The 25,675-nt window shown below is 33.6% G+C and carries 25 protein-coding genes and 3 tRNA genes; 8 read left to right on the top strand and 20 right to left on the bottom strand.

What is annotated here, in order from left to right; genetic code table 11:
* Positions 1–185: 185 nt before the first annotated feature.
* The 3 genes from sdaAB to HMPREF2634_RS07655 are packed head-to-tail and all read left to right on the top strand — an operon-like array spanning position 186 to position 2,447.
* Positions 186–857: an L-serine ammonia-lyase, iron-sulfur-dependent subunit beta gene (gene sdaAB, locus HMPREF2634_RS07665; protein ID WP_003026768.1), complete on the top strand. Its 672-nt coding sequence runs from the start codon at positions 186–188 to the stop codon at positions 855–857.
* An 8-nt stretch (positions 858–865) separates the two neighbouring features.
* On the top strand, positions 866–1,738 hold the full coding sequence (sdaAA, locus tag HMPREF2634_RS07660; RefSeq protein ID WP_003026769.1) for an L-serine ammonia-lyase, iron-sulfur-dependent, subunit alpha: 873 nt from the start codon (positions 866–868) through the stop codon (positions 1,736–1,738).
* Between the two features lie 52 nt (positions 1,739–1,790).
* Complete coding sequence (locus tag HMPREF2634_RS07655) at positions 1,791–2,447, top strand: HAD hydrolase-like protein (RefSeq protein ID WP_021002235.1); 657 nt, start codon at positions 1,791–1,793, stop codon at positions 2,445–2,447.
* Between the two features lie 137 nt (positions 2,448–2,584).
* Here HMPREF2634_RS07655 and HMPREF2634_RS07650 read toward each other — a convergent pair whose 3' ends face one another.
* The 8 genes from HMPREF2634_RS07650 to yfmF form a co-directional block, all read right to left on the bottom strand.
* Positions 2,585–3,202 (bottom strand): LysM peptidoglycan-binding domain-containing protein, encoded by a 618-nt coding sequence (locus HMPREF2634_RS07650; RefSeq protein WP_003026773.1) that lies wholly within the window; start codon positions 3,200–3,202, stop codon positions 2,585–2,587.
* Between the two features lie 156 nt (positions 3,203–3,358).
* Entirely contained in the window at positions 3,359–4,153 is a 795-nt protein-coding gene (locus HMPREF2634_RS07645; protein ID WP_021002236.1) for an energy-coupling factor transporter transmembrane component T family protein, read from the bottom strand.
* The gene (locus HMPREF2634_RS07640; protein ID WP_021002237.1) at positions 4,146–4,985 is read right to left on the bottom strand and encodes an energy-coupling factor transporter ATPase; all 840 of its coding nucleotides are present in this window, start codon (positions 4,983–4,985) and stop codon (positions 4,146–4,148) included. Before HMPREF2634_RS07640 ends, HMPREF2634_RS07645 begins: the two co-directional genes overlap by 8 nt.
* Positions 4,970–5,797: an energy-coupling factor ABC transporter ATP-binding protein gene (locus tag HMPREF2634_RS07635; RefSeq protein ID WP_041784072.1), complete on the bottom strand. Its 828-nt coding sequence runs from the start codon at positions 5,795–5,797 to the stop codon at positions 4,970–4,972. Before HMPREF2634_RS07635 ends, HMPREF2634_RS07640 begins: the two co-directional genes overlap by 16 nt.
* A 1-nt stretch (position 5,798) precedes the next feature.
* Entirely contained in the window at positions 5,799–6,338 is a 540-nt protein-coding gene (pgsA, locus tag HMPREF2634_RS07630; protein ID WP_021002239.1) for a CDP-diacylglycerol--glycerol-3-phosphate 3-phosphatidyltransferase, read from the bottom strand.
* A 10-nt stretch (positions 6,339–6,348) separates the two neighbouring features.
* Complete coding sequence (gene rodZ / locus HMPREF2634_RS07625; RefSeq protein ID WP_021002240.1) at positions 6,349–7,170, bottom strand: cytoskeleton protein RodZ; 822 nt, start codon at positions 7,168–7,170, stop codon at positions 6,349–6,351.
* Between the two features lie 58 nt (positions 7,171–7,228).
* Positions 7,229–8,524, bottom strand: coding sequence for an EF-P 5-aminopentanol modification-associated protein YfmH (gene yfmH, locus HMPREF2634_RS07620; RefSeq protein WP_021002241.1), 1,296 nt, complete (start codon positions 8,522–8,524; stop codon positions 7,229–7,231).
* Positions 8,524–9,771, bottom strand: a complete 1,248-nt coding sequence (gene yfmF, locus HMPREF2634_RS07615; protein ID WP_021002242.1) for an EF-P 5-aminopentanol modification-associated protein YfmF — start codon at positions 9,769–9,771, stop codon at positions 8,524–8,526. Before yfmF ends, yfmH begins: the two co-directional genes overlap by 1 nt.
* Positions 9,772–9,946: 175 nt before the next feature.
* On the opposite strand from yfmF, the gene yaaA reads away from it, so the two are divergent.
* A complete protein-coding gene (yaaA, locus tag HMPREF2634_RS07610; RefSeq protein ID WP_003026797.1) occupies positions 9,947–10,327 on the top strand; it encodes a S4 domain-containing protein YaaA in 381 nt (126 codons plus the stop codon).
* Between the two features lies 1 nt (position 10,328).
* Entirely contained in the window at positions 10,329–11,426 is a 1,098-nt protein-coding gene (gene recF / locus HMPREF2634_RS07605) for a DNA replication/repair protein RecF (RefSeq protein WP_003026800.1), read from the top strand.
* 88 nt (positions 11,427–11,514) lie between these two features.
* On the opposite strand, the gene guaB is transcribed toward recF, so the two are convergent.
* The 5 genes from guaB to HMPREF2634_RS07580 form a co-directional block, all read right to left on the bottom strand.
* Positions 11,515–12,996, bottom strand: a complete 1,482-nt coding sequence (gene guaB / locus HMPREF2634_RS07600) for an IMP dehydrogenase (protein WP_003026802.1) — start codon at positions 12,994–12,996, stop codon at positions 11,515–11,517.
* Between the two features lie 131 nt (positions 12,997–13,127).
* The gene (trpS, locus tag HMPREF2634_RS07595) at positions 13,128–14,153 is read right to left on the bottom strand and encodes a tryptophan--tRNA ligase (RefSeq protein ID WP_003026805.1); all 1,026 of its coding nucleotides are present in this window, start codon (positions 14,151–14,153) and stop codon (positions 13,128–13,130) included.
* 81 nt (positions 14,154–14,234) lie between these two features.
* Complete coding sequence (galE, locus tag HMPREF2634_RS07590) at positions 14,235–15,230, bottom strand: UDP-glucose 4-epimerase GalE (protein ID WP_003026807.1); 996 nt, start codon at positions 15,228–15,230, stop codon at positions 14,235–14,237.
* A gap of 19 nt (positions 15,231–15,249) precedes the next feature.
* Positions 15,250–15,939 carry a triose-phosphate isomerase gene (locus HMPREF2634_RS07585; protein ID WP_003026808.1) on the bottom strand — a complete coding sequence of 230 codons (690 nt, stop codon included), beginning with the start codon at positions 15,937–15,939 and terminating at the stop codon, positions 15,250–15,252.
* Positions 15,940–15,960: 21 nt separating this feature from the next.
* The gene (locus HMPREF2634_RS07580) at positions 15,961–16,500 is read right to left on the bottom strand and encodes an NAD(P)H-dependent oxidoreductase (RefSeq protein ID WP_003026809.1); all 540 of its coding nucleotides are present in this window, start codon (positions 16,498–16,500) and stop codon (positions 15,961–15,963) included.
* A gap of 155 nt (positions 16,501–16,655) precedes the next feature.
* Here HMPREF2634_RS07580 and HMPREF2634_RS07575 point away from each other — a divergent pair, with 155 nt between their 5' ends.
* Positions 16,656–18,278 carry an ATP-binding cassette domain-containing protein gene (locus HMPREF2634_RS07575; RefSeq protein ID WP_003026810.1) on the top strand — a complete coding sequence of 541 codons (1,623 nt, stop codon included), beginning with the start codon at positions 16,656–16,658 and terminating at the stop codon, positions 18,276–18,278.
* Between the two features lie 66 nt (positions 18,279–18,344).
* Positions 18,345–20,921 (top strand): YfhO family protein, encoded by a 2,577-nt coding sequence (locus HMPREF2634_RS07570; RefSeq protein ID WP_057489850.1) that lies wholly within the window; start codon positions 18,345–18,347, stop codon positions 20,919–20,921.
* A gap of 88 nt (positions 20,922–21,009) precedes the next feature.
* Here the strand turns inward: HMPREF2634_RS07570 and HMPREF2634_RS07565 are convergent.
* From HMPREF2634_RS07565 to rlmH, 7 genes are all read right to left on the bottom strand, one after another.
* Positions 21,010–21,083 (bottom strand) — tRNA-Asn (locus HMPREF2634_RS07565).
* 5 nt (positions 21,084–21,088) lie between these two features.
* Positions 21,089–21,160 (bottom strand) — tRNA-Glu (locus HMPREF2634_RS07560).
* A 108-nt stretch (positions 21,161–21,268) separates the two neighbouring features.
* Entirely contained in the window at positions 21,269–22,018 is a 750-nt protein-coding gene (comE, locus tag HMPREF2634_RS07555) for a competence system response regulator transcription factor ComE (protein WP_021002244.1), read from the bottom strand.
* Positions 22,018–23,340 (bottom strand): sensor histidine kinase, encoded by a 1,323-nt coding sequence (locus tag HMPREF2634_RS07550; RefSeq protein WP_021002245.1) that lies wholly within the window; start codon positions 23,338–23,340, stop codon positions 22,018–22,020. The genes comE and HMPREF2634_RS07550 overlap by 1 nt, the downstream gene beginning before the upstream one ends.
* 14 nt (positions 23,341–23,354) lie before the next feature.
* Positions 23,355–23,504 carry a bacteriocin gene (locus tag HMPREF2634_RS09785; protein WP_021002246.1) on the bottom strand — a complete coding sequence of 50 codons (150 nt, stop codon included), beginning with the start codon at positions 23,502–23,504 and terminating at the stop codon, positions 23,355–23,357.
* 165 nt (positions 23,505–23,669) lie between these two features.
* Positions 23,670–23,743 (bottom strand) — tRNA-Arg (locus HMPREF2634_RS07545).
* A gap of 42 nt (positions 23,744–23,785) precedes the next feature.
* On the bottom strand, positions 23,786–24,265 hold the full coding sequence (gene rlmH / locus HMPREF2634_RS07540; RefSeq protein WP_041784074.1) for a 23S rRNA (pseudouridine(1915)-N(3))-methyltransferase RlmH: 480 nt from the start codon (positions 24,263–24,265) through the stop codon (positions 23,786–23,788).
* A 193-nt stretch (positions 24,266–24,458) separates the two neighbouring features.
* Between rlmH and HMPREF2634_RS07535 the strand changes: the two genes are divergently transcribed.
* A complete protein-coding gene (locus tag HMPREF2634_RS07535) occupies positions 24,459–25,649 on the top strand; it encodes a serine protease HtrA (RefSeq protein ID WP_021002247.1) in 1,191 nt (396 codons plus the stop codon).
* The last annotated feature ends 26 nt before the right edge of the window (positions 25,650–25,675 follow it).

Below are 25,675 nucleotides of genomic sequence, written 5' to 3'. Positions count from 1 at the left end.
TTTCATTAAAAATATTACAGGCAAATTGAAGAGAGACTAAAATTCACCCTATATTTCTTTGCTTTAAGGTTACTATAAGAAAAGTGACCTTAAAGATGGTCTAGAATTTATATCACATCTATTTTATCAAACAAAAAATACTGAATTTTGATATAATGAAGCTAATGAACTTATAAGGAATTACAATGAACTCACTAAAATTTCAATCTGTTTTTGATATTATTGGACCTGTTATGATTGGTCCATCTAGTAGTCATACTGCAGGAGCTGTTCGTATCGGAAAAATTGTCTCGTCTATCTTTGATGACGAACCAACAGAAGTTGAATTCCAACTATTTAATTCTTTTGCGAAAACTTATCGTGGACATGGTACGGACTTGGCTCTTGTAGCTGGGATTCTCGGAATGGATACAGATGATCCTGATATTCCAAATAGCCTAGAAATTGCCCATAAAAGAGGGATTAAAATTGTCTGGACGATTCAAAAAGATAGCAATGCTCCACATCCAAACACAGCTAAAATCACCATTAAAAATGAGCAAAAAGCGATTAGTGTTACTGGTATTTCCATTGGCGGTGGAAATATTCAAGTGACTGAATTAAATGGTTTTTCTGTTTCGCTCAGCATGAATACCCCGACAATTATTATCGTCCATCAGGATGTTCCTGGAATGATTGCTCATGTTACTGAAGCACTTTCTCGTTATAACATCAATATCGCACAGATGAATGTCACAAGAGAAAAAGCAGGTGAAAAAGCCATTATGATCATTGAAGTTGACAGTCGCAGCTGTGAAGGAGCTATTGAGGAAATCAGGAAAATTCCTAAACTTCATAATGTCAATTTCTTTAAATAGGAGAGTTTATGTTTTATTCAATCAAAGAATTAGTGGAGCAGGCAGATTTAGACTTTCAGGGTAGTGTTGCCGAACTGATGATTGCTACTGAATACGAACTGACAGGTCGTGAACGAGATGAAGTCTTACGCTTGATGACTAGAAATCTAGAAGTTATGAAAGCTTCTGTCGTTATGGGATTAGATGAAAGTAAATCTCGGAGTGGTTTAACAGGTGGTGATGCAGCCAAACTCCACAAATATATTCAATCAGGAAAAGCTCTTTCGGACTATACTGTCTTAACGGCAGCAAAAAATGCTATTGCTGTCAATGAATACAATGCTAAAATGGGGTTGGTCTGTGCAACACCGACAGCAGGAAGTGCTGGTTGTTTACCCGCTGTCCTTACATCTGCTATCGAAAAATTAAATCTTACTGAAAAACAACAACTAGACTTTTTATTAACAGCTGGAGCTTTCGGTCTAGTCATCGCTAATAATGCTTCTATTTCAGGAGCTGAAGGTGGCTGTCAAGCAGAAGTTGGATCAGCGTCAGCCATGAGTGCAGCAGCTCTTGTTTTAGCAGCAGGTGGTACCCCATTTCAAGCCAGCCAAGCAATTTGTTTTGTGATTAAGAATATGCTTGGATTAATCTGTGACCCCGTTGCAGGTCTGGTAGAAGTTCCCTGTGTCAAACGAAATGCTATGGGAGCTAGCTACGCTTTCATTGCCGCTGATATAGCTTTAGCAGGTATTGAATCAAAAATTCCTGTTGACGAAGTAGTTGACGCTATGTATCAAGTTGGAGCAAGTATGCCGACTGCCTTTCGTGAGACTGCTGAAGGTGGATTGGCAGCTACACCTACTGGTCGTAGATTCTCCAAAAAAATTTTTGGAGAATAACTTTCTACACAAAAGGAAAAAGTTTACAGCCCTGTAAACATGAATTTAGACTATGCAAAATTTTAAATATATTTTTTTCGACTTAGATGGAACACTTGTTGACAGTTCTGTAGGAATCAAGAATGCTTTCCAATACGCATTCACTTCACTAAATATCAAAGCCCCTGATAGCAAAGAGCTGGATACTTTCATTGGACCACCTTTAGAAGTTAGTTTCGCTTCTGTAGTGCCAGAGACCAATGTCAATCAAGCTATTGCTTTCTTTAGAGAACACTATAAAAATAACGGTATTTTTGAAGCTCAACTTTACAAGGGTATAAAAGAACTGTTGTTAGAATTAGAACATTCGGATTACCATGTCTATATTACCACTAGTAAAAATGAACCAATGGCCCATAAAATGGCACAATACCTAGAAATTGATAAACATTTTAATGGTATCTTCGGCTCTCTTCCAAATTCTTATCATAAAGCAGATGTTATAACTCGTGCTTTAAATAATTCTCATGCTAATCTTGAACAATCTATCATTGTTGGGGATACAAAATTTGATATAATTGGTGGAAAATCAGTCGGAATTGCTACTTTAGGAGTTCTGTGGGGATTTGGAAACAAGAAAGAATTAACTGACAATGGGGCAGATTTTATCTCAGATTCGCCTCAGAAAATTTTAACAGCTTTGGTAAATAATACTTTACATGAATTGTAAACCATCTTTATAATATACAATCAAAGATTCTAAAACAAACAACTATGTTTGCTAAGCCAATCACCCATATAAAAAGACGAATCATTTTTTACTCAATGGTTCGTCTTTTTGTTTACTCATTTATCATAAAATTTTGCTTAATAGTTCCAAGCTGAAAGACCTTGAGCATTATAAGCACGGTAAGCTGCTTGAATCTGATCATCTACTGTTGCTGTTGAACCCCAACCTGGCATAGTTTGGAAAAGACCACTAGCTCCTGATGGGTTATAAGCATTTACTTGTCCGTTTGACTCACGAGCAATGATATGTTCCCAAGTTGATGCTGGGACACCTGTCAATTCTGCCATACGAGCAGCTGCATAAGATCCTGTAGCACCAGCAGTATTTCCATTAGGAAGAACAACATTTGAAGAAGTGTTTGCAGCCGATTGCGAATAGGTAGTGGAAGCAGCAGGTGCGTTATATGTCACATCTTCATAAGTTACAGCTTCTTCTGTTGTAGTTTCTGTTGAAACTTCTGAATTTTTCTCTTCATCAAGTTCTAAAATTTGCCCAACTTTAATCAAGTCAGGATTTTCAATTTTATTGAGCTCAACAATTTTTTCAACTGATGTGTTTTTTTCTTTAGCGATTTCTGATAAAGTATCACCTGATTTAACAGTATAAGATTCAGCACTTGCAATAGCTCCTGTTGCAAAAAAAGCAACTGCCGTAAAAAGTCCTGATAAAGTCCATTTCATTGATTTTGTATTCATGTATATATCAATTTCTCCTTTTTTCGTATAATACTATATTACACATAAAATATTACTATGATCTTATAATTGTATTACAAAGATTACAGAAATATTGATTTTATACGCAAAAAACGCCCTTCAAGGCGTTTTTTAGCTAACAATAATATAAGTTTTTTAACTTTTTAAGAAAAATAACATCAAACCTAAGGCAAACATAATAAAAATAGAAAGGGTATCTGCTTTTTTCCACCTCAATTGACGATAACGACTTCTTCCTACACCACCTTGATAACCTCTCGCTTCCATAGCAGTCGCCAAAGCATCTGCACGTTTAAAGCTAGAAGCAAATAACGGAATTAAAATCGGAATAATTGATTTTACTTTTTGAACAATATTTCCTTCACCAAAATCAACCCCACGCGCCCTTTGAGCATTCATAATCCGTGTCGTATCATCCATCAAAGTAGGAACGAAACGTAAACTCATTGATAACATCAGCCCTATTTCATGAACGGGTACCTTTAATGCTACTAAAGGCTGCAATAATGATTCAACTGCGTCTGCCAAACTAAGTGGCATTGTTGTTAAAGTCAATAAGGTAGAGAATATAATAATTAAAAGAAAACGACTAAAAATGATACCTGCCTGAGCCAAACCTACTTCAGTAATCCTAATAAAGCCAAATTGAAATAAAGTCATGCCACCAGATGTAAAAAGTAATTGAAACAAAGTAGTAAAAGCAATCAAAAAGATCATAGATCTTAATCCTTTAAGGAAAAAGCCTAAAGGAATTTTGGAAAGTCCAACTAATAACATTGTAAAAACGAATAATAGTCCATTGGTTACAATATTATTTGCCAAAAAAATAATTAAAATAAAGAAAAACATTGACAAAAGTTTGCTGCGAGGATCTAGTCGATGAATGATTGAATTTCCAGAAACATATCGCCCCAAAATCATACTATCCATGTAGTAACTCCTTAAATTCTTCTATGGTGATAGGTAAATACGGAAGAGTTAGCCCTCTATTTTTTAATTCTTGTGCAAATTTTGTAATTTTAGGAACTCCTAGTTGAATACTTTCCATAAATGCTACAGCTTGAAAAACTTGCCGAGGCTTTCCGCTTTTGACTAATCTTCCTTTTTCCATCACATAGACGGTGTCTGCAAAATTAGCGACATCATCCATCAAATGCGTTACCAAAACAATGGTCATTCCTGCTTCATGTAATCGCTTAAATAAACTCATCAACTCTTTTCGTCCAGCAGGATCTAAACCCGCTGTTGGCTCATCCAATACAAGAATATTTGGTTCCATGGCTAGAATACCAGCTATGGCTACTCGACGCATTTGTCCCCCAGACAGTTCAAATGGGCTACGTTCAAATAATTCTTCTGAAATTCCAACAAGAGTTAACTTTTCACGTGCTACACGTTCAGCGTCTTCCTTTGATACTCCAAAATTTTGTGGACCAAAAGCAACATCTTTTAAAACGGTCTCATCAAAAATCTGACTTTCAGCAAACTGAAAAACTAGACCTACCTTTTTACGTACTTGTTTAATATCCTTGTTTATAGATGTCGAAGTAATTTTGACATCATCAATCACGACACTTCCTTCAGTTGGCACTAGAAGCCCATTCAGCAATTGTAAAATAGTTGATTTCCCACTACCCGTATGACCAACCAAAGCAGTATATGAGCCATCTTTTATTTCTAAATTGACTTCAAAAAGGGCAGGACTCTCAAAGGGAGTGCCTGCTTGATAAGTATAACTTACATTTTCTAAAGTGATTCCCATAAATAATCCTGCAATTCTTTTTCTGTTAAATAGCGCTCTGGCAATTGAAAGCCTGAGTCCAGCAAAGTTGCTTTTACTTGATTTGTAAAAGGTTCATCTAAACCTAAATCTTCTAAATCCACTCGTGAGAAAAGCTCACTTGGTGTACTAGTTGACTCTACTTGTCCTTCTTTCATCACCAAAACTCGGTCACTAAGAGCTACTTCATCCAAATCATGCGTGATAGAAATAACAGTCATACCATGTCGATCTTTAATCTTTTTAACTGTCTGAATCAACTCTAAACGCCCCTCTGGGTCCAACATACTAGTTGCTTCATCTAAAATAATGATGTCAGGACGCAAAGCAACCACACCAGCAATAGCCACGCGCTGCTTTTGTCCACCAGAAAGCCTTGCAGGTTCACGTTCTTTAAAATCTTGCATTCCAACAATGTCTAATGCTTCTTGAACTCTGTCAAACATCGTTTGGTAATCCATCCCTTGATTTTCCAAACCAAAGGCAACATCATCCTCAACAGTCGCCCCTACAAATTGATTATCTGGATTTTGAAAAACCATCCCAATATGCCGGCGCTTTTCCCATACATTTTCAAGAGTTAATTCATCTCCATCAATGATAATCTCGCCACTTTCTGCTTCTAACAGACCATCTATTAAACGAATTGTCGTAGATTTGCCACTGCCATTATGACCTACAATAGACAACCACTCTCCTTGTTTCACGTGAAACGTCACATCCTTGAGAATATAATCATCTACATGATTATCGTATTTATACTTTAAATGCTGAACTTCAATGATATTTTTCATATTATCTAAATGTATCTTTAAAGAGATAGGCACTTCCTTTGAAGTAGTCATAACCCGAATAAATCGTAAAAATCAATGCAATATATAACAAAATTTGTCCTAGCAATGTCCAGTGTAATAGTAGAAAAATAATAGAAAACATCTGCGTAAATGTTTTTATTTTCCCTGGCATAGCAGCAGCTAAGACTGTCCCTCCAGTTTCAACCAACAATAGCCGCAAACCTGTCACAGCTAACTCACGGCAGATGATAACTGCAACAACCCAAGCAGGTGCCATATTCATTTCAATCAACATAATAAAAGCTGACATGACCAATAACTTATCTGCCATCGGATCAGCAAATTTCCCAAAATTTGTTACAACTTTCCATTTACGAGCTAAATAGCCGTCCAAGTAATCTGTAATACTAGCTACTGCAAAAATAATCGCTGAAAAGACGTGCATTCCAACAGAGTGACCCAAGGATAGTACTAAAATAAAAATTGGAATTAAAGCAATCCGCAAAAGAGTTAAAGCATTGGGAATATTTTCTTTTTTCATTTTCTTTTCCTTAATTGTTTATTATAAGTGTAATTGTACCTGTCAAACTTGTCAAGCCTGACGTATCAATCTGTTGATTATCAATTGTAATGGTCACACCTTGAACCACACCAAGAGTAATTGTTGATGTAGTGCCTGGTGAAATAGTGGTTGACACACTTTGATTTTCAGGGCTTAATATTGCACCACCTTCTAAGTCTGTACCTGTAACGCTTACCCAACTAGTTGCATCAGTAACTGATAGTTTTAAATTGACAGAGCTTGTTGCACCTGTCAAGGTTGCTGTCAAGTTGTTACCATTTCCTGATACAGTCAAATTTGTATTTGGACTTCTAGAAGATTCACTAGAAGTTGCCTCATTAGTCGAACTAGAAGAAGTAGTTGTCTGTTTGTTTACAACACTATAACTTAACGAAGGGGTAGTTGTTAATGAGTTATGGTGAATGTAGGTCCAAACATAATAACTAACAAAAGATAAAATAGCTAATGCAAGGATCGTCAGATAAAATAATGGTAAAAAAGAAGTTCGTTGTTTTTTTGTTCTTCGACTTCTAAAATTCTCTTCCTCATCAACATCCACTTCATCATAAGTAATCATGCTTCCTTCTTCATAAGCATCAAGAATAATTCGCTCATCTAAATCAACAGCCCAAGCATATTTTCTTAGAAAAGAACGAGCATAGAAGGGACTGGGAAGACGATCAAAATCATCAGCTTCCATAGCTTCCAGTAGCTCTAACTGAATATCTGTTTTCTTTTGTAAATCTTCCAAGCTCATTCCTTGATTAATACGAGCTAACCTCAGGACTTCACCGATTGTTTTCTTTCTCATACACACTAGCCTTCTTTCTATTAAACACTATTTTACCAAATTTCACCAAAACATGAAATCATTTTGGAAAAATAGTAAAATCAATCATTTCACAAGAATCAATAAAATGATGTCCTATCTCAATCACATCAACTAAACTGATTGTCTGTAATATTTTTGGTAAATCAAATAGATTATCCCCTTCTGAAAAGGTTTCGTATTGAGTGGCAATATATTCTAATGAATTCAGTCCATGTAAAAAATCACCAAACATTTCACTTTTTATAATATCAAGATGCTCTTCTGTTACATCAGGGTCTTTTTCAAAACCACGAATCGCAGAACGAAATTGGTGAGACAGAGCAACTGGCTCACTAGTATCCATTGTTAACATCACAAAGTGAAAATCTTTTTCTACTTCAACTTCTAACGATAATGAGTTGTCTATTTTTCCAGCCTCATAAAGCGTTTGAAATCTTTTAGATGTCCAACCAAACATCATTGCAAATAGCAGTTTTAAAGCAGTCTTATAACGAAATAAATCGGTTCCCGCTAACGATTGACTCCCGCGTAATCCGATTGCAAGTTTAGAACTTGCCACTTCCATTCGAACACTCCCCGTAGAAATAACAGGATTTAACGCAAGGGGAAAACGTCTAATCAAACTTTCTTCATCAATCCCCTTCAAAGATTCGTGTTGTTCCCGAATAACAGCAATGGTCTTTTCTAAGTCAAAATTACCAATCAGCAGTAAACTCATATTAGATGGATGGTAAAAGGTTTCAAAGTTTTCATCCAAATCCTCAACAGTTATTTCTGCAATTGATTCAACGCTTCCTGCAATATCTTCTGCCAATGGAGTGTCTGGATAAAGATTTGCTAAAGCGTGAAAAAACAGGCAATAATCTGGATTGTCTTTGTACATATCAATTTCTTGCTGGATAATTCCCTGTTCACGTTGAACAGATTCTTCTGTAAAGTAAGCATTTTCTAGTAAACTTTGCAACAATCTCACATTTTCTAAAACATTGTCCGTCGCCGAAAAAAGATAACTGGTCTTAGTAAAACTTGTAAAGGCATTGCTCTCAGCACCTAATTCAACAAATTGTTGTAAAAGATCTTGACCATTTTCATCCTCAAATAATTTATGTTCCAAAAAATGTGCAACTCCTGCAGGGTATTGAACAGCTTGATTAGAACCACACGGAATAAAAGAAGTATCAATTGAGCCAAAATTTGCTGTCATAATACCATAAGTTTCATTGAAATCTCGTTTGGGTAAAAGAAATACTCTTAGACCATTTCGTAAAGTAGTCTGATAGACTGCTTCTCCAACTGCTGGATAATCCTTCCTCTCCATTTTTAAAGTTTGCATCATTTTCCTTCCATAAAATAAATCGCTTGTAGCCTGAGTTGTGTTGCAGCAACAATGATATCTTCTCTGCTGACTGCTTCTAAAGCATTTAGCCAAACAGCAATTGGCATAAATGTTTTCTGCAAAACAGATGCCATATAAGCTTGTTCTATCAACGTATTTTGCCTATCTAAAGAAAGGAGCATCGCATTTCGTAGCATTTTTTTGGTCTGATTTAACGCCTCATCAGTAAAATGTCCTTTTTTTAAATCTGCAATTTGTCGATAAATTAAACTCACTGTTTTTGTTCGATTTTTCCTATCAATTCCAGCATAAATACGCATCATACCCGAAAAAATATCAAAACTACTTGAAATTGTATAAGCTAGACCCTCTTTTTCCCGAACATTAACAAATAATTTTGAATGAGCAAAGCCACCTAAAAGTCCGTTCAATACAATAAGAGGGATATGAGTCTTATCACCATATTGAGTAGAAAAATGATATCCTAATTCAACAATAGATTGATGAGCATCTTTTCGCTCCAATGATTCTTTTAAAATATTCGAAAATTCTTGATGATAATGCAATTGTAAACTAAGTTGACGCGGCTGTAAACCAAAAGTTTTCATATGTTCACAGACTTCAATCTCATTAAAATCACCCATAAAAAAGATATCGATTTTATCATTTTGAAGCATTTTTTGAAAAATAGCAAAACTACTTTCTGGTGTTTCCTTATCAACTAAGTCTGGCGTAGCTAAACGAAAAGTTTGCATTTCCTTTTCTGTATAAAATAATTTATTCAGCTCTTGATGTGCATGATAAAAATAATCTTCAATTTCAGCTTTTAAATCATTGAGTACATTCTTTTTTTCAATTTCAAAAACAGCCTGATTAAAAGCTCCTCCATTCGCTAAGGGTCTTAACAAGCTATCTTTTAAAAAATCAAGTATCTCTCCTGTTAGTGTATTTTTTCGACTTAAAAACGCATCGCTAACAAAAGAGATATTCAAATCCACGTAATGTATTAGTCCTCTGCGTGATAATCCCGTTGAAAAGTTGGCACCATAAAGAGTTGCTAATCGTTCACGAAAAATCTGCGAAGTTGGATAGACTTCATTAGCTGTTTCAAGCATACTTGCAACCAGCACGCGCCCCGCTATCGTATCCGTAGACATCGGAGCTGAAAACCTCATTTTTATTCGATTCGTTTTAAATTTTTTGGATGTTATAAAATGGAGATCTACTCCAGAAACCAGCTCCATAGTGTCCCTCATGTTCTTTTAATATTGACTTCTATTATATCACGAAACGACTCCTAATTTCTCCTTCAAGCTTTATTCTTTCAACTTAAAACGTTTTCTTAATGATGTGATTGTGATAATTCTAATATCATCTTTTCATCTAATTATGATATAATGACAAAGATCGAGGTGAATTATGGAATATAAATTATTTGATGACTACATCACTCTACAAGCATTATTAAAAGATGTCGGAATCATTCAAAGTGGTGGTGCTATTAAAAGCTTTCTTCAAGAAAATCAAGTTTATTTTAATGGAGAGCTCGAAATTCGCCGCGGAAAGAAAATTCGCATTGGCGATACCATTACTCTTCCAAATCAAAAATTAGAAATACTGCTGACTGCACCAAATAAAAAGGAAAGGGGGGAGCATGAAAAAGAACTTTTAGAAAAAAGACGAGTTGCCACCCTTGTAAAAGAAATGAACAAAAATATCAAAAAAAGTAAATCAACAACAGTAAATCAAAAAGCCAATAAATCTAATAAAAAAGCTCCTATCCGCTTCCCAGGTATTTAATATGTGGTTAAAAAACTTACAAATTCAACATTTTCGTAATTATGAAGCAACTGAAATAGATTTTCATTCTGGTCTCAATATTTTTCTAGGCCAAAACGCTCAAGGAAAAACAAATATCTTGGAAGCTATCTATTTTCTTGCATTGACACGAAGTCATCGAACTCGTTCAGACAAAGATTTAATTTATTTCTCCAAAGATACCCTGAAAATATCTGGACAACTTGTCAAACAAACTGGAAATATTTCTTTGGAAATTGACTTGACACCTAAAGGAAGAATTACAAAAGTTAATCATCTAAAACAAAGCAAACTATCTGATTATGTTGGAAATATGAATGTTGTTTTATTTGCTCCAGAAGATTTACAGTTGATTAAAGGAGCTCCAGCCCTTAGACGAAAATTTATTGATATAGAATTGGGGCAAATTAAACCAATCTATTTATCTGATTTATCACATTACCACCATGTCTTAAAACAAAGAAATACTTATTTAAAAACAGCAAAAACAATGGATGAGACTTTTTTAGCAGTTTTAGATGATCAACTAGTAGAGTTTGGTTGTCGTGTTATGCAGCATAGGATAGAATTTCTCAAAAAATTAGAGCACTTTGGTCAACAAAAACATTTGGAACTCTCAAGTCATTTAGAAAACTTAACCATTAAGTACTGCTCTTCTGTTCCACTTTCAGATTCCAATAAGTTAAAAGAATCTTTCCAAATTGCATTAAAGCAAAGCCGTAGTAGAGATTTATTTAAAAAAAATACTGGAGTTGGTCCCCATCGAGATGATATTGCTTTTTATATCAATGACATGAATGCCAATTTTGGTAGTCAAGGACAACATCGAAGCGTGGTTTTATCTCTCAAACTGGCAGAAATTGAGCTCATGGAAACTGTTACTAAAGAAAAACCAATTCTTCTACTTGACGATGTTATGAGTGAACTTGACAATAGTCGTCAACTTAATTTACTTGAAACTATTTCTCAAAATATCCAAACATTTATGACAACAACAACTCTAGAACATCTACAAAGCATGCCTTCTAATATTAAAATTTTCTCAATTCATGAAGGGCATCTAACTGAAGACAAGGTGTAAACTAGATATTAACACGTTTTACACGTTTGTAAAGTGTGTTAATTATAAAAGCTCTGCATTATCTGCTGCAGAGCTTTTATAATAGATCTTATTGTACAGAATAGTTTGGAGCTTCATTCGTAATTTGAACATCATGAGGGTGGCTTTCTTTCAAACCAGCTCCACTCATTTCAATAAATTGAGCTTTGTCATGTAGCTCTTGGAGATTGGCTGCTCCACAATATCCCATACCAGAACGAACTCCTCCAATCATTTGGAAAACGATATCTGCTGCTGCACCTTTATAAGCTACACGACCTTCAATTCCTTCCGGTACCAATTTATTTGCTTCATTAACAGAACCTTGGAAATAACGATCGCTTGACCCTTTCTTCATAGCTGCAATCGAACCCATTCCGCGATAAGTTTTAAACTTACGACCCTGGAAAATTTCCGTTTCACCTGGCGCCTCATCTGTACCAGCAAACATTGAACCGAGCATGACCGCATTGCCTCCCGCAGCCAGTGCCTTCACAATATCTCCTGAATACTGAATACCTCCGTCTGCAATAATTGTTTTCCCGTATTCACGCGCAACTTGTGCAGCATCATAAATTGCCGTCACTTGAGGTACACCAACTCCAGCAATGACTCGAGTGGTACAAATTGAACCTGGACCGATTCCGACTTTCACAACATCAACTCCAGCATCGTATAACGCACGTGCACCTTCTGCAGTAGCAATATTTCCTGCAATCAACGTTCGTTCTGGAAAATGTTCACGAATCTCAGCAATCTTCCGAAGTACTCCCGCTGAATGTCCATGTGCTGTATCAATGACAATAGCATCTGCACCTGCTTCAAATAAAGCTTCTGCACGCTCAAATGTATCAGAAGTAACTCCTACTGCACCAGCAACCAAAAGACGACCATATTCATCTTTAGCTGCATTTGGAAATTCAATTACTTTTTCAATATCTTTAATTGTAATCAGACCAGATAAACGACCGTAGTCATCAACCAATGGCAATTTTTCAATACGATGCTCATGAAGTATCCGCTCTGCCGTTTCAAGGTCTGTCCCAACAGGAGCAGTTATTAGATTTTTACTCGTCATATGCGCTGAGATAGGTTGATTATAATCCGTAATAAATCGCATATCACGATTTGTAATAATCCCAACTAATTTGCGATTTTCAAGCGTTTCAACAACAGGAACACCACTGATACGATAACGTTCCATCAATTCTTCTGCATCTGATACCGTATGAGTTGGAGTCAAGAAGAATGGATCAATGATAACTCCATTTTCTGATCGTTTAACTTTCCGAATTTCATCCGCTTGTTGCTCAATAGACATATTTTTGTGAATAACACCAAGACCTCCAGCACGAGCAATAGCAATGGCCATTTTACTTTCTGTAACAGTATCCATTGCTGCGGTGATAATTGGAATATTGAGTGTCAAATTTTCAGCCAATTTTGTTTGTAAATTCGCATCATTTGGCAAAACATGACTCTCTGCAGGAATGAGTAATACATCATCAAAAGTAAAACCTTTTTTCAAAAATTTAGTGTCCCAGTTAGACATCCACAAATTCCTCTTTTCTTTATTGATTGAGCACAGCTCGTATTTATTGTTAATATGATACCATTCTATCTGTATTTGTCAATCACTATTATCTAAAAAACCATCACTTTTGGTGATAGTTTTGCTCATTTTTATTTAAAATAGTTAATCCCCATAGCAGATTTTACCTCAGAAAGGGTCTGACTAGCTACTTGACGTGCTTTTTCGCTACCTTTTTGTAGCATAGTGTAAACTGCTCCCATATCTTTTGAAAATTCAACACGACGTTCACGAATTGGTCCTAACTCACGCTCTAAAATTTCCAATAAATAGCGTTTTGTTTTCACATCTCCCAGTCCACCTCGTTGATAGTGTTCCTTCATTGCTGTAATTTCTTGCGCATCTTCTGGACGACCAAACACATCTAAATAATGAAAAACCATATTGCCTTCAATTTTACCAGGATCTTCAATCTTGATATGGTCAGGATCAGTATACATGCTCATCACTTTCTTTTGTAAAGTATCCATATCATCAGATAAATAGATGCCATTATTTAAAGATTTAGACATTTTTGCATTCCCGTCAAGCCCCGGCAAACGTCCTGCTGCTTCATTTTGAGGATAAATGCCCTCAGGCTCTACCAAGACATCACAATTATAAGTATGGTTAAAAGAACGTACAATTTCACGAGTTTGTTCAATCATTGGTTTCTGATCATTTCCTACTGGAACATAATTCGCTTTAAAAGCAGTAATATCTGCTGCTTGTGCAATTGGATAAACTAAAAAACCAGTTGGAATACTTTCACCGAATCCTTTTTGGGCAATTTCTGACTTGACAGTTGGGTTACGTTCCAAACGCGCTAATGACACCAAATTCATATAATACATTGACAACTCTGACAACTCAGGAATTTGACTTTGAATAAAAATGGTTGTCTTTTCAGGATCTAATCCAGCAGCTAAATAGTCTAATGCTACATTTCCAATTGACTCTACAATTGTATTAGGATCCTTAGCATGATCTGTCAAGGCTTGCTGATCAGCTAAAAATACAAATAATTCATATTTTCCTTCATCTTGTAATAAAACACGATTTCGCAAACTTCCTACATAATGACCAATGTGTAATTTTCCTGTTGGACGATCTCCTGTTAAAATAATAGGTTTTGACATCACATTCTCCTTGAATTTTCTTGATAATATTATACCATTTTCAAGAAAAATGTGTAGAAACTATTTCTACACTTCTTAAAATTATTTGACAATTGAATTACCAACTTTCACACGCCATTTATAATCAGATAATATAATATCTTTCAAAGAATAAGTTGCTTGCCAATTTAAAAATTCTTTTGCTTTAGAGGCATTTGCTAACACACTTGCTGGATCACCAGAACGACGTGCCACAATTTCATGAGGAATTTTTTGCTGTAAAATTTGCTCTGCAGTATTGTAAATTTCCTTGACAGTATAACCTTGTTCTGTTCCTAAATTGAAAATCTGTGAAGTTGACGAATCTGTAAACAAATAGTCAAATCCCTTTACATGTGCCTGCGCTAAATCTAAAACATGAATATAATCACGAATGCATGAGCCATCTCGCGTTTCATAATCATCGCCATAAATTTTTAAAGCATCATTTTGTCCAAGAGCCGTTTTATTAATATTAGGGATGATATGTGTCGGATTTTTAACCCTCAAACCATTTGAAGCATCCATAGCAGCACCAGCAACATTAAAATAACGAAAAATGACATATTTCCAACTATAGCGTTTGGCCATCCAATAAATCATGCGTTCTCCCATCAGTTTTGTCTCTGCATAAGGATTTACTGGATTTAATAGCGTATCTTCATTTGCAGGTTTATCCATACAATTATTACCATAAACTGAAGCTGTAGAAGAAAATATAATTTTATCAATTCCTACTTCTGATAATACTTTTAACACACGATTCATACCAGCTACATTTGCTGCAAAATATTTACTAGGATTTTCAATACTTTCACTAACGACTATTTCACCTGCACAATGTAGCACAGCATCAATTTTATAAGATTGTAAATAAGCTTTTAATGCAGACTCATCATAAACATCCAGTTCTTTAAAGTGTGCTCTTACATCCACCGCTTCCCTAACACCTGATGCTAGATTATCCAAAACATGTACATCATAACCAGCATCTAAAAGCGCCTTTACAGTATGAGAGCCAATATATCCAGCTCCTCCTGTCACTAAAATTGATTTCATTTTTCTCCTCCTTATCTTTTTACATCAATACAAGAGTATCTTTTAGTAAGTATTGGTATGTTTCAACCAAACTTTCAATTCTATCTCCAATAAGAATCCCATCAAATCCAATAGTTGAAATCTGTTCAATATCTTCACAGTTTACACCACCACCAAAAATCAACTGATATGTAAACCCAAACTTTACACTTAAATTATCCAAATAATCTTTTAAATCTTGAAAACTTTCTTCAACATCTGTAAAGGAATAATCTTTTTTTCCTTTTAATGTTGCACTCAATCTTTCGTAAGCTACAATAATATGTTTATCCTGGAGATCTAGATCATCTAAATATGTTGCGCATTCAAAAATAGGATTTTCATGATTTCCTACACAAATAATAGGAATAATATCTTTCTGTAAAGCATTGTCAATCTTTGAGCGAATCATTCTTGTTGTTTCATTTAAATACTTTTGCCTTTCTAAATGACCTACAAAAGCATAATTTATATTGTAATGTTTTAAATGTTGAGGCGATAAATCACCTACATTTCTTCCTTTAATTGACAAATTTTGAACTGCAATGTCAAAATGATATACATTATAATCCGGTATGATAGGAGCAATAATCAATTGATGTTGCTTGCTTATTGGTTGATTGAACTTCTCTAACAATTCTAATTGTTGCTTGATTGACATCTGATTTTTAAAATTAAAAACAACTAACACTTTACACCCCCTTTACACTATTTACAACTCTTTTAAAAAATAATCTTCTATTGTCTGTTTATAAAATTTAAATTGAGGATTTTTCACAACATTATGAAAAGATAGTGTTTTTCTTTTCTTTAAACCACAAAATTCCATGGTCTTATGGAATGAAATCAAAACATCATCTACATTTTTTCCATCAAAAAATGCAGCCGGATTATTAAAAACTTCTTCTGGTGCATTCCAAGTTGTGGATAAGATATATTCTTTATTTTTCATTAAACCACCTTGTCCATAAGTATCTGCAAATGAATAAAATTGACCATATTCAAAGACTTCATCCATATATAATTTCAACTTCCCAGGTACATTAAACCAATAAATAGGAAATTGAAAAATAATCAAATCTGCCCACAAAAACTTATTCCTCTCGTCTATTACATTATAGTCCTCAACTGATGATAATTGCACATCATGATTGTGACGTAATTTATCCAACATAATATTATACAAACTAAAATTTAATTCTCCTTTACAAAAATCATGTTTTTGATAACCATTTACCAATAAAATTTTCATTTTCTCCTCCTAAAAATATTCTAAATTCATTATAAATTTTTGAAATTTCTCTTACTTATCAATATTCTAAAATGTCATATTTTATCCCTGAATCATTTGAAAAAAGTCAAATTTTCTAGTAAAATGAAACTAATTACAGAATTAGGAGAAAAATATTGCTTACAGTATCAGATGTATCACTACGCTTTAGTGATCGAAAATTATTTGATGATGTGAATATCAAATTTACAAAAGGAAATACCTATGGTTTAATCGGTGCTAATGGTGCAGGAAAATCAACTTTTTTAAAAATCCTAGCTGGTGATATCGAACCAACTACTGGAAATATTTCACTCGGACCAGACGAACGTCTCTCAGTCCTTCGGCAAAATCACTTTGATTATGAAGAAGAACGAGTGATTGATGTAGTTATCATGGGAAATGAGCATCTTTATAACATTATGAAAGAAAAAGATGCCATTTACATGAAACCTGATTTTTCTGATGAAGACGGTGTCCGAGCAGCTGAGTTAGAAGGTGAATTTGCTGAGTTAGGTGGTTGGGAGGCTGAAAGTGAAGCCTCTCAACTCCTCCAGAACTTGAATATCCCAGAAAATCTCCACTATCAAAATATGAGCGAATTATCAAACGGAGATAAAGTGAAAGTTCTCCTTGCAAAAGCTCTATTTGGTAAACCAGATGTTCTATTACTAGATGAACCAACAAACGGTCTTGATATTCAATCCATCTCTTGGCTAGAAGATTTTTTGATTGATTTTGAAAACACCGTTATCGTTGTATCTCACGACCGTCACTTCCTCAATAAAGTATGTACACACATGGCTGATTTGGACTTCGGTAAAATCAAACTCTATGTTGGTAACTATGATTTCTGGAAAGAATCTAGTGAGTTAGCTGCTAAACTCTTAGCAGATCGTAATGCTAAAGCTGAAGAAAAAATCAAGCAACTGCAAGAATTTGTTGCTCGCTTCTCTGCTAATGCTTCAAAATCTAAGCAAGCAACTTCTCGTAAAAAAATGCTTGACAAAATTGAACTGGAAGAAATTGTCCCATCAAGCCGTAAATACCCATTTATTAACTTCAAAGCCGAACGCGAAATCGGAAATGACCTCTTGACAGTCGAAAACCTTTCTGTCAAGATTGACGGCGAAGTCATCCTTGACAACATCAGCTTTATCTTGCGTCCGGGTGACAAGACAGCCTTGATTGGACAAAATGACATTCAAACAACCGCTTTGATTCGAGCTATTATGGGAGATATTGACTATGAAGGAACTGTCAAGTGGGGTATTACAACTAGTCAATCTTATTTACCAAAAGACAATAGCAAAGATTTTTCCAGCGGTGAATCTATTCTTGACTGGCTCCGTCAATTTGCAAGTAAAGAAGAAGATGACAACACCTTCCTTCGAGGATTTCTAGGTCGTATGCTTTTCTCTGGTGATGAGGTTAACAAGTCTGTCAATGTCTTGTCAGGTGGTGAAAAGGTTCGTGTCATGCTTTCAAAACTTATGCTTCTCAAATCAAACGTTTTGGTACTAGATGATCCAACCAACCACTTAGACTTAGAATCTATTTCTAGCCTAAATGACGGTCTGAGAAACTTTAAAGAATCTATTATTTTTGCTAGCCACGATCATGAATTTATCCAGACACTTGCTAATCATATTATTGTTCTTTCTAAAAATGGTGTCATTGATCGTATTGACGAAACCTATGATGAATTTTTAGAAAATCAAGAAGTACAAGAAAAAGTCAATAGTCTTTGGAAAGATTAAACTTTTCAAAAAATAGGAGCTGATGAAAGATTCAGTTCCTTAAATTTTAGTATTTTACGATAGCTTATGAAAAAAATCAAAAAACTCTTCAAAAATTATTATTTGATAGCCTTTTTTATTCCATTTTTGATTCTGTTTATAACTTACCTTATAAATGGAATCTATTGGAAAAGTGACACTTCTCCGCTATTAGGAGACGGATTTCATCAATATGTTATTTTTGATGTCACTTTAAGGAATATTTTGCATGGTACAGATAACATCTTTTATACGTTTACAAGTGGACTCGGTTTGAACTTTTATGCCTTATCTAGCTATTATCTAGGGAGTTTTTTATCACCTTTAGTTTATTTTTTCAATCTAAAAAATATGCCAGATGAAGTATACTTATTTACTTTGATAAAGTTTGGTTTGATGGGATTAACTTGTTTCATCAGTATTAAAGGTATCTTTAAAAAAATTTCTCCTTATCTTATATTAATACTGTCAACTTCCTACGCTCTAATGAGTTTTGCAGTTAGTCAACTTGAAATAAAAACTTGGCTAGATGTCTTCATTATTATTCCACTTATTTTACTTGGTTTACATCAGTTGATTACTCAAAAAAGACGTGTTCTTTACTTTACATCTTTGTCAATTCTTTTTATTCAAAATTATTATTTTGGGTATATGATGGCAATCTTTCTTGTATTGTGGTTCTTTGTTCAAACTTCATGGGACTTTAAAATTAGGATTAAATCTTTCATAGACTTTACAGTTGTGTCAATTTTAGCTGGTATAACTAGCCTCATCATGATTCTGCCAACCTTTCTAGATTTAAAAACTCATGGTGAAAAATTAACAAAAGTGACAACCCTACTGACTGAAAAAAGCTGGTATTTAGATATTTTTGCCAAAAACTTTGTTGGATCTTTTGATACAACTAAATATGGCTCTATTCCGATGATTTATGTTGGGCTTGTTCCATTATTACTAGCGATTCTCTTCTTCACTTTAAAGTCTATTAAGTTTCACGTGAAACTTTCCTATGTTATTTTAATTATATTCTTAGTAGCTAGTTTTTACTTACAGCCTTTGGATCTGCTCTGGCAAGGTATTCACGCACCAAATATGTTCCTACATCGTTACTCTTGGACTTTTTCCATTGTCATTATTTTCTTAGCGGCTGAAAGCTTGGAGCGTCTAAAAGAGATTAAATTCACAAACATTCTAGCCAGTTTTTCTATCTTAGGACTTGGTTTTATTGCTGCTTTTATTTTTAAGAATCATTACAAATTTTTAGGTTCTGTTAATTTCATCTTAACATTAGAGTTTTTGATTGCTTATCTTTTAATTTCTTGGGCTTATACAAAAAAATATATTTCTGTTAAAATATTTACTATTTCTACTTTATTATTTGTTTGCTTTGAACTAAGTTTAAATAGTTTTTATCAAATGGAAGGAATTGCAAAAGAATGGGTATTTGCAAGTAGAAATGCTTATGAACAAGATTTAACAGCTATTGATTCGCTCGTTAAATATAGTAAAAAGAAAAACTCAAATTTCTTTAGAACTGAAAAATTAGCTATTCAAACCGGAAATGACAGTATGAAATACAATTATAATGGTATCTCACAATTTTCTTCTGTCCGCAATACTGCAGCTAGTTCTATTCTTGATAAATTAGGTTTTAAGTCATCTGGAACTAATTTAAATTTACGTTACCAAAACAATAGTATCCTTATGGATAGCTTATTGGGTGTAAAATATAATATTTCAACAAACAATCCTCAAAAATATGGTTTTACTTCCATTAAAACGAAAGATAATTTAACACTTTATGAAAATAAAAATGTTAATTCACTAGCATTTTTAACAAATTCAATTTACAGAGATGTAAAGTTTAGTCACTTAACATTAGATAATCAAACTCGTTTTCTCAATCAGCTTTCTGGATTAAATTTAAAATACTATCACAGATTACCTCCTACAAGTAATCATAATGTTAAGCAAGTTGGAAATAGAATAGCTGCAGAAGTAGATAAAGAAAGTTATGACTCTTTTGCCAGCATCACTTACACTTTAGAAGTTCCAGCAAATAGTCAAGTTTATTTAACTCTGCCAAACTTAACTTTCTCAAATGATAACCAAAAATCAGTTGACATAACTGTAAATAACAATCAAAAAATGCATTATGGTACCAACAATGTTTTTCCATTTTTTAATCTTGGTTATTTTAAGCAAAAACAAATCATAACCGTTAAAATATCTTTCCCAGATAATTCAAAAGTTTCATTTGATAGTCCTGAATTTTATATGCTTGACACCAGTCATTTTCAACAAGCGATAAACAAGATTCAACGACAAAAAGTATCTGTGACAACAAAACATAATACAATAACAGCACATTATCAAGCTCAACGAGATAGTTCTTTATTCTTTACCATTCCTTATGATAAAGGTTGGGCTGCAACACAAAATGGAAAATCAATCAAAATCTCAAGGGCACAAAATGGCTTTATGAAAATTGATGTCAAAAAAGGCGCAGGAAAAATAAAACTGACATTTATCCCAAATGGTCTTAAAGAAGGTAGTATAGCATTTTTATCTGGAATCGCGTTATTTATAATTTACAATAAGATACGTAAGAAAAAATCGTTATAATTGAAAAACCAAACTGCACAAGAAAACAGTTTGGTTTTTATTATATTTTTACAATGTAAAAAAAGCATTCCTAAAGAATGCTTAGTAGCTCCGGCAGTAGGACTCGAACCTACGACATCATGATTAACAGTCATGCGCTACTACCAACTGAGCTATGCCGGATGATATAGTCCGTACGGGATTCGAACCCGTGTTACCGCCGTGAAAAGGCGGTGTCTTAACCCCTTGACCAACGGACCATATATGTTCTTTCACAGAACATATACTATTATACCAGTTTGGAAAACTTTGTCAATAGTTTTTATTTAAAAATTTAACTATATTGGCTATTTCATTATCTATTCTATTTATCCTTTTAATTCCTCTAAAATAGCTTTTAATTTTCCAATTTTCATTCGAGTAATCGGACAACGATGATCTTCATAAAAAATTATTTCTCGCATTTTTTTGTCATAACCTTTGATGTTTCCAATATTGACTAGGTAGGATTTATGAGGTGAAAAGAAACGTCTTGTTTTTTTATCTTTTTCTTGAATATCTGCAATAGTGCCATAGAATTCTTTAAAAAAGTTTTTACCGACAATTCTTAATTTATGAGAAGAGCCTGTCGTTTCAATATATAAAATGTCATTAAAAGGCATTCTAACCTCTCCGCCACGAAAGCTGTATTCAAAATAATCCACCATATCTTTATTTTCAATCAATGTCGCTTTTGTATACTCAATGCTGTCTTTTATATGTTTTTTAAAAGCAACATCACTCAAATTTTTATCAACAAAATCCAGTGCAGATACCTTATATTTGAAGGTCATCGTAGCAAATTCTGATTTTGTTGTAACAAAAACAATAATGGCATACGGATTGTGATGACGTATAAATTTTGCTATTTCTAAACCTTTTGTTTCCTCTCCTTTGATATCAATATCTAAAAAATATAATTGATTCACCTCATCATTTTCAATATATTCTTTAAATTCTCTTACTTTGCCAGTTACTTTAACTTTTATCGTAATTCCCATTTCTTTCGCAATCTCTGCCAAAGTTGTTTCCATTCTTACTTGATGTGAAATTTCATCTTCTAATACCAATACTTTCATTATAAACCTTCTTTCCGCACTCTCATTACTTGTGTAAAATATTCATCCTCAATTTTAGTATCGAGGATAATTCCTTCATAGTTGTTAATAATTTCTTTGATATTGCTTAAGCCTAAACCGCGTCCTTCACCCTTTGTTGAAAAATCAGTTTGGTAAATCTCTTCTAAATCTAGCGGTCTTTTCTTACGTGAATTTTGAATGACTAAGATTGTTTCTGTATCTAAATCCACCAAAGAAACATTCATCGTTTTTTGATAACTTTCTGCTGATCCTTCTATGGCATTATTCAAAAGGACGCTTGTCATTCTAACCAGATCTAACAATTTAATCGGCAAGGGCTTGACAAAATCTTTTACTTCAAATGTTAATTCTATATTGTAATCACGTGCCTTAAATAATGTTTGCGTCATAACACTTCTAAGTGCTGAATCTCCAACATTATTTAAATCAAAATACGTATATTTATCTGAACGAAGTTGTAAATTAGCATTTACTAGCACCTCCTGATAAATTCGTTCTACTTCTTTTATATCACCTGTATGAATGGCCGATTGGAAGCTTGCCAACATTCCGCCATAATCATGCCGAAAGCCTCGAATTTCATTATACAGACTCACTATTTCATCTGTATATTTTTGTAATTGTAGTTGTTCTCGTTCTTTCTGTTTAATTTGTTCTTCTTTTTCATACTTTTCGCGAATAGATTGTAAGTAGAATAAAGTTGACATAAACATTAAAAAGCAAATTGTAGCAATCATACTAGAAAAACTATTTAAATTTTTCATATTACTAAGCCAATGCGACAAATTTAATAAAAAATGAATAAATAAGAGATAAAAGTTTAACTGCACAATATTCTCTTTAAAATCCGCCTTTTTAAAATATTTAAAATTAAACTTAAAATAATCAATTGCTTTTAAAATGAAAACTAAAGAAATAATATTAATAAAAATATAGAACAATCCCCAATATCTATCAACAAACTTATCACCTGTAACAGAAGAAATAATAACTGAAAAGAAGGTTTCAGAGGTAGTTACAGATGAATAAATTAAAAAGGTTGCAAAAACTGATATACACTTCTCATATTTCTTAAAACGATAAAAATAGAAGTAAATTATAACAGGCTCTAATAATAAACATAAATAGGCTAATAAGGAATTAATCGAATTTATAAAAGATGAAAATAAAAATAAACACAAGCACAATAAAGTAAAGCGAAAATCTATAATTTTCACTTTACTAATTTTTTTATGAACAATTGAAAAAGATAAAATTCCGATAATAAAAGAAATGATTATAAATATTTTATCCAGATTCATAATGATAAAATCTCCTAACCAAATAATTTTTTCCCAATTCCAATCATTCCTCTAGGATCCCTCCTATCCCCACCAATGATTTTATCTAATTGCTCATCATTCAGTTCTTTAAATTCTACAATTTCCTTTTTTACTACCTCTTTTTTAGCAAACAACTTTTTCATAATTTCTCCTTAATGTTTGTTTTTTGTAAGAAATCTTACAAGGTAATTATACAAAATCTTCATAAATAAATTGAAAAAAACTCTAAATGATACATTTTTGCATCTCAAAAGACTTCTTTATCCAGTTATAGAAAAAGGCACGCTTTCCCGTGCCCTTTTCTTATATGATCCCAGCAGGATTCGAACCTGCGACCGTTCGCTTAGAAGGCGAATGCTCTATCCAGCTGAGCTATGAGACCAATGCTCTATCATTTTAACAAAAAAAGCCTATGACGTCAAGATTACTTATGATAGGGACTTCCTTGTTGAATCATAAACGATCGATAAATTTGTTCTACTAAAACTAATCGCATTAACTGATGAGGAAGTGTCAATTTTCCAAAACTCATCAGCAAATTAGCTCTTTTTTTGACAGCAGTAGACAGACCAAGACTCCCACCAATCACAAAAGTAATATCCGAAAATCCACGAACAGTCACATCACTTAATCTCTTACTGAATTCTTCTGACGGAAATTGTTGACCTTCAATAGCTAAAACAATCACAAATTCTTTATCATTAATTTTCGATAAGATATGATTTCCTTCTTTGTCAAGAATTTGTTGATTTTCTAAGTGACTTGCCTTATCAGGTGTTTTTTCATCTGGAAGTTCAATCATCTCAAATTTAGTAAAGCGCCCTAAACGTTTTACATACTCTGCAATTCCATCTTTTAGATATTTTTCTTTTAATTTTCCAACAGTTACAAGTTTTATTTTCATATTTCTATTCTACCATATCCACAATTATTTCACACCTTATTCACAGTATAAAAAATTAAATTACCTTATAAATGACTTAGAAAATCACAGATTTTAAAAGTTATCCACAATTTGTGGAAAAGATAAAACATTTAAGCTATAATTAAGTTAAATTCTTTATACTTTCAGTAATTGAAATAACTAGGAGGAAGATATGAAAAACTCTTCAAATTTCACAAAAAAATTGTTATTGCTTTTCATGGTCTTAGCCATAGGTTTTATCGGTGGTTTACTTGGAAACTTAACTTCATCTAAATTATCAACAAATAGCTCTACAACGACTAAAGTTAATCAAGTTACTACTGCTTATAAAAATACAAATTCCACAACACAAGCTGTGAGTAAAGTAAAAGATGCTGTGGTATCCGTTATTACCTATGCTAATAATAATTCACAAAATAGTGTGTTTGGAAATGACGATTCAAATAATAACAATGATAATTCTCAACAAGTAGCTAGCGAAGGATCTGGGGTTATTTATAAAAAAGATGGAAAATACGCTTACTTAGTAACCAATACTCACGTTATCAGTGGTGCTAAAAAAGTTGACATTCGTTTAGCAGATGGTAATAAAGTTCCTGGAGAAATTGTAGGGTCAGATACTTATTCTGATATCTCCGTTGTTCGAATTAGTGCTGATAAAGTAAAATCAGTTGCTGAATTTGGAGATTCTAGTAAATTGACGGTTGGTGAGACAGCTATTGCGATTGGAAGTCCGCTCGGATCAAATTACGCTAACACTGTGACGCAAGGAATTATTTCTAGTTTAAATCGTAATGTTTCTTTAAAATCTGAAGATGGACAAACGATTTCAACACAAGCTATTCAAACAGACACAGCTATCAACCCAGGGAACTCTGGAGGACCACTTGTGAATATCCAAGGACAAGTAATTGGTATTACTTCAAGTAAAATAGCTAGCAACGGCGGAACTTCGGTTGAAGGATTAGGATTTGCTATTCCATCTAATGATGTTATAAACATTATTAACCAATTAGAAACAAATGGAACTGTTACACGACCAGCTCTAGGAATCCAAATGATTGACATCACTAATCTGTCTAGTTCAGATCTATCACGCTTAAAACTTCCATCAAAAATAACTAGTGGAGTTGTCGTACGTTCAGCTCAATCTGGAATGCCAGCTGAAGGAAAACTTCAAAAATATGATGTGATTACAAAAGTAGATGATAAAGAAATTTCTTCAACAAGTGATTTACAATCCGCTTTATACAAACATTCAATTGGTGATAATATAAAAATCACTTTCTATCGTAATGGAAAAGAGACCACTACCACTATAAAACTTACAAAATCTACAAAAGATTTAGATTCAAATAATTGACACTTTATTAACACATCTTTACAGAA

The organism is Streptococcus sp. HMSC034B03, from assembly GCF_001838575.1.
In the GTDB taxonomy this organism is placed as follows: domain Bacteria; phylum Bacillota; class Bacilli; order Lactobacillales; family Streptococcaceae; genus Streptococcus; species Streptococcus anginosus.
The sequence above is the reverse complement of the archived record's forward strand: the minus strand, read 5'-3'. Positions and strand labels throughout refer to the sequence as shown.

Excerpts from the sequence above, each read along its gene's own strand:
- yfmF (WP_021002242.1), bottom strand. The coding sequence starts at position 9,771 with ATGGAGCTGGTTTCTGGAGTAGATCTCCATTTTATAACATCCAAAAAA.
- comE (WP_021002244.1), bottom strand. The coding sequence starts at position 22,018 with ATGAAAGTATTGGTATTAGAAGATGAAATTTCACATCAAGTAAGAATG.
- HMPREF2634_RS07550 (WP_021002245.1), bottom strand. The coding sequence starts at position 23,340 with ATGAATCTGGATAAAATATTTATAATCATTTCTTTTATTATCGGAATT.
- HMPREF2634_RS07655 (WP_021002235.1), top strand. The coding sequence starts at position 1,791 with ATGCAAAATTTTAAATATATTTTTTTCGACTTAGATGGAACACTTGTT.
- yfmH (WP_021002241.1), bottom strand. The coding sequence starts at position 8,524 with ATGCAAACTTTAAAAATGGAGAGGAAGGATTATCCAGCAGTTGGAGAA.
- sdaAA (WP_003026769.1), top strand. The coding sequence starts at position 866 with ATGTTTTATTCAATCAAAGAATTAGTGGAGCAGGCAGATTTAGACTTT.
- galE (WP_003026807.1), bottom strand. The coding sequence starts at position 15,230 with ATGAAATCAATTTTAGTGACAGGAGGAGCTGGATATATTGGCTCTCAT.
- recF (WP_003026800.1), top strand. The coding sequence starts at position 10,329 with ATGTGGTTAAAAAACTTACAAATTCAACATTTTCGTAATTATGAAGCA.
- HMPREF2634_RS07570 (WP_057489850.1), top strand. The coding sequence starts at position 18,345 with ATGAAAAAAATCAAAAAACTCTTCAAAAATTATTATTTGATAGCCTTT.
- pgsA (WP_021002239.1), bottom strand. The coding sequence starts at position 6,338 with ATGAAAAAAGAAAATATTCCCAATGCTTTAACTCTTTTGCGGATTGCT.
- HMPREF2634_RS07635 (WP_041784072.1), bottom strand. The coding sequence starts at position 5,797 with ATGAAAAATATCATTGAAGTTCAGCATTTAAAGTATAAATACGATAAT.
- sdaAB (WP_003026768.1), top strand. The coding sequence starts at position 186 with ATGAACTCACTAAAATTTCAATCTGTTTTTGATATTATTGGACCTGTT.
- guaB (WP_003026802.1), bottom strand. The coding sequence starts at position 12,996 with ATGTCTAACTGGGACACTAAATTTTTGAAAAAAGGTTTTACTTTTGAT.
- rlmH (WP_041784074.1), bottom strand. The coding sequence starts at position 24,265 with ATGAAAATAAAACTTGTAACTGTTGGAAAATTAAAAGAAAAATATCTA.
- HMPREF2634_RS07580 (WP_003026809.1), bottom strand. The coding sequence starts at position 16,500 with ATGAAAATTTTATTGGTAAATGGTTATCAAAAACATGATTTTTGTAAA.
- HMPREF2634_RS09785 (WP_021002246.1), bottom strand. The coding sequence starts at position 23,504 with ATGAAAAAGTTGTTTGCTAAAAAAGAGGTAGTAAAAAAGGAAATTGTA.
- HMPREF2634_RS07535 (WP_021002247.1), top strand. The coding sequence starts at position 24,459 with ATGAAAAACTCTTCAAATTTCACAAAAAAATTGTTATTGCTTTTCATG.
- HMPREF2634_RS07645 (WP_021002236.1), bottom strand. The coding sequence starts at position 4,153 with ATGGATAGTATGATTTTGGGGCGATATGTTTCTGGAAATTCAATCATT.
- rodZ (WP_021002240.1), bottom strand. The coding sequence starts at position 7,170 with ATGAGAAAGAAAACAATCGGTGAAGTCCTGAGGTTAGCTCGTATTAAT.
- HMPREF2634_RS07640 (WP_021002237.1), bottom strand. The coding sequence starts at position 4,985 with ATGGGAATCACTTTAGAAAATGTAAGTTATACTTATCAAGCAGGCACT.
- yaaA (WP_003026797.1), top strand. The coding sequence starts at position 9,947 with ATGGAATATAAATTATTTGATGACTACATCACTCTACAAGCATTATTA.
- HMPREF2634_RS07650 (WP_003026773.1), bottom strand. The coding sequence starts at position 3,202 with ATGAATACAAAATCAATGAAATGGACTTTATCAGGACTTTTTACGGCA.
- trpS (WP_003026805.1), bottom strand. The coding sequence starts at position 14,153 with ATGTCAAAACCTATTATTTTAACAGGAGATCGTCCAACAGGAAAATTA.